Source organism: Ectobacillus polymachus, from assembly GCF_048159605.1.
GTDB classification, from domain to species: Bacteria; Bacillota; Bacilli; order Bacillales; family Bacillaceae_G; genus Ectobacillus; species Ectobacillus polymachus.
In genome coordinates, this window is record NZ_JBLREB010000005.1 from 125,857 (window position 1) to 132,958 (window position 7,102).

At 38.9% G+C, this 7,102-nt stretch carries 7 protein-coding genes, 16 tRNA genes and 1 rRNA gene; 3 read left to right on the forward strand and 21 right to left on the reverse strand.

What is annotated here, in order from left to right:
• Positions 1-2 precede the first annotated feature (2 nt).
• Positions 3-776, forward strand: coding sequence for an anti-sigma factor domain-containing protein (locus ACM5BR_RS16790; RefSeq protein ID WP_416829183.1), 774 nt, complete (start codon positions 3-5; stop codon positions 774-776).
• Positions 777-976: 200 nt separating this feature from the next.
• Here the strand turns inward: ACM5BR_RS16790 and ACM5BR_RS16795 are convergent, their stop codons facing one another.
• Both ACM5BR_RS16795 and ACM5BR_RS16800 read right to left on the reverse strand, forming a co-directional pair.
• Entirely contained in the window at positions 977-1,459 is a 483-nt protein-coding gene (locus ACM5BR_RS16795; protein WP_416829184.1) for a COG4315 family predicted lipoprotein, read from the reverse strand.
• A 227-nt stretch (positions 1,460-1,686) separates the two neighbouring features.
• Positions 1,687-2,289: a hypothetical protein gene (locus ACM5BR_RS16800; RefSeq protein ID WP_416829185.1), complete on the reverse strand. Its 603-nt coding sequence runs from the start codon at positions 2,287-2,289 to the stop codon at positions 1,687-1,689.
• 738 nt (positions 2,290-3,027) lie between these two features.
• Here ACM5BR_RS16800 and ACM5BR_RS16810 point away from each other — a divergent pair.
• Positions 3,028-3,423, forward strand: coding sequence for an RNA polymerase sigma factor (locus ACM5BR_RS16810; RefSeq protein WP_416829186.1), 396 nt, complete (start codon positions 3,028-3,030; stop codon positions 3,421-3,423).
• Between the two features lie 254 nt (positions 3,424-3,677).
• On the opposite strand, the gene ACM5BR_RS16815 is transcribed toward ACM5BR_RS16810, so the two are convergent.
• Positions 3,678-3,941, reverse strand: coding sequence for a zinc ribbon domain-containing protein (locus ACM5BR_RS16815; protein ID WP_416829187.1), 264 nt, complete (start codon positions 3,939-3,941; stop codon positions 3,678-3,680).
• 422 nt (positions 3,942-4,363) lie between these two features.
• Here ACM5BR_RS16815 and ACM5BR_RS16820 point away from each other — a divergent pair, with 422 nt between their 5' ends.
• Positions 4,364-4,660 (forward strand): DUF3892 domain-containing protein, encoded by a 297-nt coding sequence (locus tag ACM5BR_RS16820; RefSeq protein WP_416829189.1) that lies wholly within the window; start codon positions 4,364-4,366, stop codon positions 4,658-4,660.
• Between the two features lie 363 nt (positions 4,661-5,023).
• Here ACM5BR_RS16820 and ACM5BR_RS16825 read toward each other — a convergent pair whose 3' ends face one another.
• The 18 genes from ACM5BR_RS16825 to rrf form a co-directional block, all read right to left on the reverse strand.
• Complete coding sequence (locus ACM5BR_RS16825) at positions 5,024-5,335, reverse strand: site-specific integrase (RefSeq protein ID WP_416829190.1); 312 nt, start codon at positions 5,333-5,335, stop codon at positions 5,024-5,026.
• A gap of 145 nt (positions 5,336-5,480) precedes the next feature.
• Positions 5,481-5,562: transfer RNA gene (locus ACM5BR_RS16830), tRNA-Leu, on the reverse strand.
• A gap of 6 nt (positions 5,563-5,568) precedes the next feature.
• Positions 5,569-5,642: transfer RNA gene (locus ACM5BR_RS16835), tRNA-Cys, on the reverse strand.
• Between the two features lie 10 nt (positions 5,643-5,652).
• Positions 5,653-5,724: transfer RNA gene (locus ACM5BR_RS16840), tRNA-Gly, on the reverse strand.
• A gap of 5 nt (positions 5,725-5,729) precedes the next feature.
• Positions 5,730-5,802: transfer RNA gene (locus ACM5BR_RS16845), tRNA-Lys, on the reverse strand.
• A gap of 6 nt (positions 5,803-5,808) precedes the next feature.
• Positions 5,809-5,883 (reverse strand) — tRNA-Gln (locus tag ACM5BR_RS16850).
• Between the two features lie 18 nt (positions 5,884-5,901).
• Positions 5,902-5,977, reverse strand: a tRNA-His gene (locus tag ACM5BR_RS16855).
• An 8-nt stretch (positions 5,978-5,985) separates the two neighbouring features.
• Positions 5,986-6,059 (reverse strand) — tRNA-Trp (locus ACM5BR_RS16860).
• 7 nt (positions 6,060-6,066) lie between these two features.
• A tRNA-Tyr gene (locus tag ACM5BR_RS16865) sits at positions 6,067-6,150 on the reverse strand.
• Positions 6,151-6,156: 6 nt separating this feature from the next.
• Positions 6,157-6,232: transfer RNA gene (locus ACM5BR_RS16870), tRNA-Thr, on the reverse strand.
• A 137-nt stretch (positions 6,233-6,369) separates the two neighbouring features.
• Positions 6,370-6,445 (reverse strand) — tRNA-Phe (locus ACM5BR_RS16875).
• 3 nt (positions 6,446-6,448) lie between these two features.
• A tRNA-Asp gene (locus ACM5BR_RS16880) sits at positions 6,449-6,524 on the reverse strand.
• A 3-nt stretch (positions 6,525-6,527) separates the two neighbouring features.
• A tRNA-Met gene (locus tag ACM5BR_RS16885) sits at positions 6,528-6,604 on the reverse strand.
• A gap of 30 nt (positions 6,605-6,634) precedes the next feature.
• Positions 6,635-6,710: transfer RNA gene (locus ACM5BR_RS16890), tRNA-Val, on the reverse strand.
• A gap of 10 nt (positions 6,711-6,720) precedes the next feature.
• A tRNA-Glu gene (locus ACM5BR_RS16895) sits at positions 6,721-6,795 on the reverse strand.
• 5 nt (positions 6,796-6,800) lie between these two features.
• Positions 6,801-6,891: transfer RNA gene (locus ACM5BR_RS16900), tRNA-Ser, on the reverse strand.
• A 6-nt stretch (positions 6,892-6,897) separates the two neighbouring features.
• Positions 6,898-6,972: transfer RNA gene (locus tag ACM5BR_RS16905), tRNA-Asn, on the reverse strand.
• A gap of 7 nt (positions 6,973-6,979) precedes the next feature.
• A 5S ribosomal RNA gene (gene rrf, locus ACM5BR_RS16910) occupies positions 6,980-7,095 on the reverse strand.
• Positions 7,096-7,102: the final 7 nt, after the last annotated feature.

Genomic DNA, 7,102 nt, shown 5'->3' on the forward strand with positions numbered 1-7,102 from the left:
ATATGAAAAGTCAGGCTCACGTTAATTGCAACCACCTCATGTCCTATATTATTGGAGAATGTTCAGAGAAAGAGCGTATCATGTTCGAAAGACATCTGCTCACATGTTCATCTTGTCAAAAAGAAGCAAAGGAACTACAGGATATTTGGGACGTTATTCCTTTTCATTTAGAAGAAGTACATGTACCTTCTGATTTGAAAACAAAAGTCATGAATTCTATTTTTAAAACAGAGGACATGGAACCATCACAAGTACATATAAAACACGCTGATAGAAAGATATCTGAAAAGAAAGAAGCAATTATGAAGTGGAGAAAACCTTCCCTATTGTTTTATATAGGGACTGTTGCTGTTTTACTGTTTACATTACTTGGTTCGTTAGTAAACAACATGGTCATACAGAAGAAACTACAAGCAACAGAAGAACAATCATCTCTGCCTACACAGATTCTCAAAGTGTTCTCATTAACCTCAGCGGATGCTACCGAAGACTCAGCAAAAGGAACGGTATGGCTTTTAAAACAAGGGAAGGATACAAAGATCATTGCTAATTTAGAAGGACTTTCGGCAACAAAAGGGAATGAAGCCTACCAGGTATGGCTCATTAATAAGGGGCAAAGACGGAATGCCGGAACCTTTTATGTTGAACAAAATGGAAAAGGCGCCTTGTCGTATATAATGGTTCATCCTGAAATCCCGTTTGATTCGATAGGCATTACTTTAGAGCCTGATGCAGATGGAACATATCCCCGCGGTAGAAAGATATTAGGAACGTAACCCCTTCATGGAACCTTTAAATCTCTGTGTGTTATGTAAATTACAGCTGATCACAAGATCAGCTTTTTTATTTAGATGGATTCAGAAAGACGCAATTTTTACTACAACTGAAGATGCTGGACATTGACAACATTTAAGAAAGTAAATTAGAAAAATAAAATAGAGTGACGAGAACCTCTTGGGTTTCTCGTCACTCTATTTTATTGGTTAAATGTAGTTTTAACATTTACGATATACCATACATTTTTTACACCTTGGCCATTCACATCGCCTTTTGACTTATCATTCACAAAATAATAAAGAGGATAGCCTTTATAAGTCACTTGTGCTTGTCCAGTATCAGCTCTTGTAATGGTATTAAAATCTTCTTTGTTAAATCCTTGAGGAACCTTAAAATCAGTAGCATTAAATGGAGGCCAAGTTTTTAGACATTCGTCTTTACAAGTACTTAGTCCTGATTTATCGTTCTTGAAATAATATAATGTCAATCCTTTAGAATCAGCTAAGTATTCTCCTACTTTTTCGTTTTGTAATAATTGTAAACTGGAAGTGTCGGTATTTTTGGTTACTTCACTAGCAGTTTCTTTACTTGCACTGGCACTTTGGGCATTCTCCTTGTTACTGCTACATGCTGCTAAGTTCACGATTAGTAAGATTGATAGTAAAAACATCCACTTTTTCATAGAAACCCTCCTCAATATTTTCTTCAATTAAGTTAACGAAGAAAACCTTGAATCGGTTTGATTAAATTTAAAAAACTCCTCACAAATGTGAGAAGCCTTTAGTTACCGCTTTTGTGATACCGATTATAATCGTTGAAGTTCCTTTATTATGGACTCAAATCTTTAATCATTATTTTGATGCAGAAACAACAGTGAATCAGGTAACCGTTCCTACCACTAATGCTGGATTATTTCCCAAATATCTTGTCTACTGCTTTTGCGTTTGCTAATAATGCTTCCGTCAAATTTTCATCGGAGACAATTTTGTAGTTTCCATCCTTATCCTTCTTCAAGTTCAACGTAACTTCACGAGTTGCCATTGCTGCATCTTTATCAGATAAGTTCTTAATGAAAGTTGATGCCATCATCTGCTGCATCGCCTTGTCAGACTGCTCTTTGTCTTGGCTAAAAGCACTAGCAAAAGCCACGGGCATTATTTCTCCAATTGTCTTTGTCATCACAACAGACATATCAACAGATGTAATTTTCACTTTAACCTCTGCTGTATCATTCTTCTTTGATACTTCTACCGGCTTTTCGAATTTATAACTCTTTGCGATTGCATTGAATATTGCTTTTCCGTCAATACCATCTGTAGTCTCATTCAGTTTGCCGAACTCGTAACCATTGTCTTTCTTCTCAACAAACGTACTCGCCTTTTCATAGTCTCCTTTTTGTATTGCTGTCAAGAACTCTTGCACGGTATCCTTTGGATTTGAGCATCCTGCTAAGACACCGATTGATAATCCTACTACCATAATTAGCGCCAACAATTTCTTCATCTTCTTCATGGTTTATTCTCCTCTTATTTTCTATTAAGCTAGTCATCTAATGTTTCTTGGTATAAATCTATATCATAATGGTCTTCGGCAAAGAATCCTTTACTGAAATGACCGCCACCCGAGATTATATAAAGTGAATCTTACAATTTTACCGTTTTATAGTATATCATTTAGAATATTTAATGTACATAATATCTAAAAATATGTTTTCCCTAAGAATGCCCTCGAACAACTTTCATTAAATTCCTAGCTTATATGTTATAAATATCAACCTAAATATGTAGACTTGTGCTTTTCTTTTCATACCTCATATCGATAAGTTGAAAAAATAGTTTGGCATCTTCCGCATCAAAAAGGGGGGACTAAATAACGTAGAATGTGTAAGATTCGTTTGGGATTTTTTGGGTATTTATACTTTTTTAAACGTTTAGTATGTTATATAATCTAACGGAACTAATTGTAGGTATTACGCTATTATTTTTACTGATATTACAAAATCAGAAAGAAATAGTTTGAGGTTTTGTCATAAAAAACACATAAAATTTGAGAATAGACCCATCATTATTTTTCTACTAAGTACACGTCTTGATAGGAAAATAGATCTATAGAATTTCAAAAAATATCTCGTTGTGCTCCCTTGTTTTCATCATATCCATATATTTTTAAATAAAAATAGAAACCTCTTTTGTGTTTCCGTCGTTTTCTAAAAAAAAGGGTTGATCATTAACATTGAGGAGTGTTCCTACCATGCATAAAAGAACAGATGAAGAATTAATATGCCTTGTGTTAGATAAATCTCGACCTGCATTAGAGGAACTTTATGATCGTTATGTACGTCTCATTTATTCTTTTGCCATGAAATCTACCCATGATGAGCAGATAGCAAGAGAAATTGTGCAGCTTGTTTTTACCCGATTATGGACCACAGAAGGAGGCTATAATTCGAAGAAGGGTCAATTTGTCAGTTGGCTGCTTACCATCACACGCAATATCACGGTGGATTACCTTCGTAAGAAAAAGCGAGAAGAGCATTTTGTCACGATCCCCCCCGAACATTGGAGTGAAATTCCTATCCATGCTCAACATTCTCCAGAGACCATCGTCTCTCGTAAATTGATAAAGCAACAAATTCAAAGCGCATAATAGTGACACTTCCCCAGTTTTAGCTTTAACAAGAGAGCTTTCTCTAGAAGGTTGTAAATACACAACTTTATAGAGCAGGCTCCTTTTTTTGCTTACATAGAAATCTAATTTTACAATCATTACCCGAAAGTGCTAGAGAATAATAATCGCAGATTTATTTATAGTTAGCGTATCATCATTTTAGGATACTATAGTATTCTGGCTCAAAAATATTAACCATCCTATAGCATTCCAATTCATTTATAGTAAAAATTTCACTTTGACCATCGTTCAAGTTTATGTATATTTCTAGTAAAGAAGCCAGTCAAAAACTTAGGAAAACCGAACTCAGTCAGCTTTTGTTTCACTTTATCTTTCATTTGTTCCACTGTTATAGTAGGCTGTGTAAATTCACCATTTTGATAACAGTGGCTGCAATATTTTTTGCTTTGATCCCCATTTTTTTCTGTACCTCCCCCTTGTTCGTCTCGTGTTAAAGGCATGCCGCAGCTTTGACAATTCTTATAACCTTTTTCCATATCGTTTAGCTCCTAACTACATGTATGTATTCTTTTTTAACTTGCAACGAACAGTATTCCGCGTGTGTCACATAATCAATTACTATAATTTTACTTTCAGGAGAAATATCTAGCAAGAATTCATCATTCTTCAATCTTCCATTTTCAACTGAAATTAAAAACTAAATACTAACAATTTATCTTTTTATATCATTTCATTTGCATGGCTTACAAATCTTCCTGCACTACGCTCATGGACAGAATCTGGTTACTTAGCTATTGGGGCTACCTCGGAAGTTTTTACTTCTGAGACAAGTATTCCATTTTGAAACGGAATACTTGTCTCATCTCAATTGTCAACTATTATACATCTCAAAGATACGTAATCATTCACACATATTTCCATAAAGATTTGTTCAATTTAAGGGTAGGAGGTGAAAAGATTGGACTCATTCGAAAAAGCCTATGAGCAATACAAGCAACAAGGTACCCCTATTCCCAATAAAATTGGACAGACTGAGGCGGAAGAAATCGTCGCAGTAAGAAAAAACGACACTGACAATATTATTGCCGTCAAGACGAACCGAGGCCGGGAACTGGATTACCCGACAGCGATTTCCGAAGCCAAGGCAGGAAACCTAGCAAATGTCGATGTCTTCCATAAGTATGGCCGAGACATTTTACGAAGCGAACCAGATGGAGTGAAAGAAAATAACTTAAGTGAACTGCCGGAGTTTTAAAGAGAGAGAAGAGAAATCTGTAGTCTGGCGTAACGGGGAGTTTAGGGTATCTTGCCCCTCGGGGCAAGATACCCTAAACTCCCAACTCCCCTCCAAATATGGTAATAAAGCAAAATAAAGTGGCTCACTTTTGAAGTGATCGCTCTGGCTCAAATTAATATTGATAAATACACCTTTATCCCAACAGTTATTCGCACTAATACCCGTTTCAATCAATAGCATCATTATCGTATAATCTCTTAACCCAACAAAAGTCCGCATATTACATGCATGCAGAATATCCTTTAGCTGCTGTTTAACTAAACGTTTGAACGACTTTCTTTCTATCCTTCAATAGCTGAAGACTACCTATAGGTGTCTTTTTTAATATCCCTTGCAACCAAAAATTGAAAAGGCCCGAATAGCTCTCAAACGAGTATTAATAGTAACTTGTCTTAATTCTTTTTTCTTCATAATCATGAAGATATGACTGGGTATCACTTCTGTATCAATCTTATTAAGAGGTAAATCTAACCCTTGTTCCAATAACATTTTCCAAGTAACGTTTAGCTTATTACGATAGTACCTAATAGTATGCTCACGCAGATTTCGTAATTCACAGTCTTCTTCAAATAGTTTCTGTGCTTGCTTAAACGTGTATTCATCTTCTTGCTTTCTTGCATCCTTCTTGCACAACCTTGCGATAACCCATACTTGCCACCCACCTTATACGATTTTACGCACACGATTTTCTACAAAAAAATCGTATAAGGTGAAAATAAAAAAGACCTTCACATTGGGTGAAAGTCCTTGAAATTACTGATCTTATACAGTCTTGAGATACCGGTGGTCGGGGTCGAACCGACACTCCAGAAGGAACACGATTTTGAGTCGTGCGCGTCTGCCAATTCCGCCACACCGGCAAAATATGGAGGCGGCAACCGGATTCGAACCGGTGGTAAAGGTTTTGCAGACCTCTGCCTTACCACTTGGCTATGCCGCCAGATTATAAAAGCGGAAGACGGGATTCGAACCCGCGACCCCAACCTTGGCAAGGTTGTATTCTACCACTGAACTACTTCCGCAAATATGGGCCATGAAGGGTTCGAACCTTCGACCCTCTGATTAAGAGTCAGATGCTCTACCAACTGAGCTAATGACCCGAATTTTGGCTGGGCTAGCTGGATTCGAACCAACGCATGACGGAGTCAAAGTCCGTTGCCTTACCGCTTGGCTATAGCCCAACAAAAAACGAATAAATATGGGGCGGCTGATGGGAATCGAACCCACGAGTGTCGGAACCACAATCCGATGCGTTAACCACTTCGCCACAACCGCCATAATTTTGGCAGGGGTAGTAGGAATCGAACCCACATTGGAGGTTTTGGAGACCTCTGTTCTACCATTAAACTATACCCCTATATAATTGGTGGAGGGGGGCAGATTCGAACTGCCGAACCCGAGGGAGCGGATTTACAGTCCGCCGCGTTTAGCCACTTCGCTACCCCTCCATATAATGGTGCCGGCTAGAGGACTTGAACCCCCAACCTACTGATTACAAGTCAGTTGCTCTACCAATTGAGCTAAACCGGCAAGTTTAAAATGATTATATGTTATAAGGATTTTTCACTTGTCATCTTCAGTTAATTAGCAAAGACGTAACTCATAATACAATTAATATTATTATAAATATAATTACATACATTATCTATAATAATTTTATTTGTAAATGGTGGCTCGGGACGGAATCGAACCGCCGACACGAGGATTTTCAGTCCTCTGCTCTACCGACTGAGCTACCGAGCCAAATGGCGGTCCCGACCGGGATCGAACCGGCGATCTCCTGCGTGACAGGCAGGCATGTTAACCGCTACACCACGAGACCATTTGGTTGCGGGGACAGGATTTGAACCTGCGACCTTCGGGTTATGAGCCCGACGAGCTACCGGACTGCTCCACCCCGCGACGATAATTAAAATATATATTTGTTTAATATGGTGGAGGATGACGGGATCGAACCGCCGACCCTCTGCTTGTAAGGCAGATGCTCTCCCAGCTGAGCTAATCCTCCATATTCGAATTGGTGACCCGTACGGGAATCGAACCCGTGTTACCGCCGTGAAAGGGCGGTGTCTTAACCGCTTGACCAACGGGCCGGCTCTGGCGGAGAGCGAGGGATTCGAACCCTCGATACGCTTTAGACGTATACACGATTTCCAATCGTGCTCCTTCGGCCACTCGGACAGCTCTCCATAATATGGCTCCGCAAGTAGGATTCGAACCTACGACCTATCGGTTAACAGCCGATTGCTCTACCGCTGAGCTATTGCGGAATGACCCGCCTGGCAACGTCCTACTCTCACAGGGACAAAGTCCCAACTACCATCGGCGCTGAAGAGCTTAACTTCCGTGTTCGGTATGGGAACGGGTGTGACCTCTTCGCCATCATTACCAGACTCTTAT

Coding starts and splice junctions, on each gene's coding strand:
- ACM5BR_RS16790 (WP_416829183.1), top strand. CDS start 3: ATGAAAAGTCAGGCTCACGTTAATTGCAACCACCTCATGTCCTATATT.
- ACM5BR_RS16815 (WP_416829187.1), bottom strand. CDS start 3,941: ATGGAAAAAGGTTATAAGAATTGTCAAAGCTGCGGCATGCCTTTAACA.
- ACM5BR_RS16800 (WP_416829185.1), bottom strand. CDS start 2,289: ATGAAGAAGATGAAGAAATTGTTGGCGCTAATTATGGTAGTAGGATTA.
- ACM5BR_RS16810 (WP_416829186.1), top strand. CDS start 3,028: ATGCATAAAAGAACAGATGAAGAATTAATATGCCTTGTGTTAGATAAA.
- ACM5BR_RS16795 (WP_416829184.1), bottom strand. CDS start 1,459: ATGAAAAAGTGGATGTTTTTACTATCAATCTTACTAATCGTGAACTTA.